Below are 775 nucleotides of genomic sequence, written 5' to 3' on the forward strand. Positions count from 1 at the left end.
TCACCGTCAAGGTTGGCGCATTGGCTGACAACACCTTTGCGGTCGCGAGCTTCAAGCTGGATGAGGGCTTGAACAGCCCGTTTAGCCTCAAACTGGAGGTGGCCAGCGCTCAGCCCGATATCGATTTCGGTGCTGTGCTGGACCAGCCCTGCGAGCTGATGGTGTGGTACCACGGCGAGCTGCAGCGCCGGGTGTGTGGCGTGGTGAGCGACTTTGCCCAAGGGGACAGCGGCTTTCGCCGTACCCGTTACAGCTTGGAAGTCAAACCGGCGCTGTGGCGACTCTCGCTTCGCCAAAACTCCCGTATCTTCCAGGCGCAAAAGCCTGACGAAATCCTCTCCATTTTGTTGCAAGAGCACGGCATTACCGATTACGCCTTTGCCCTGAAAAACGAGCACGCCCAAAGGGAATATTGCGTGCAGTACCGCGAAACCGACCTCGATTTCGTTAACCGCCTGGCCGCCGAAGAGGGGCTGTTCTACTTTCACGAATTCGAGCAAGGCAAGCACCGTATCGTGTTTGCCGACGATGCGGCTGCATTAACAGCTGGCCCTGAGCTCTTCTTCAACCTCGGCAACCGTTCGCTGGAACAGGGTGCCTATGTGCGCCAGTTCCACTACCGCGAATCGGTGCGCCCCTCGGATGTAGAGCTCAAGGACTACAGCTTCAAGACCCCGGCTTATGGCCTCTCCCAGAAGAAAATGGGGGCTGAGCTCGAGCACCAGCGCGACACTTACCAGCACTTTGACTATCCGGGCCGCTACAAGCAGGACGG

Annotated in this window: 1 protein-coding gene; it reads left to right on the forward strand. The window is 58.3% G+C overall.

From position 1 onward, the window contains the following. Positions 1-775 (forward strand): type VI secretion system tip protein TssI/VgrG (tssI, locus tag BN1129_RS14620; protein ID WP_157013423.1); only part of this gene is annotated, 775 nt, incomplete at both ends.

This window comes from Aeromonas popoffii (assembly GCF_000820025.1).
Taxonomy (GTDB): Bacteria; Pseudomonadota; Gammaproteobacteria; order Enterobacterales; family Aeromonadaceae; genus Aeromonas; species Aeromonas popoffii.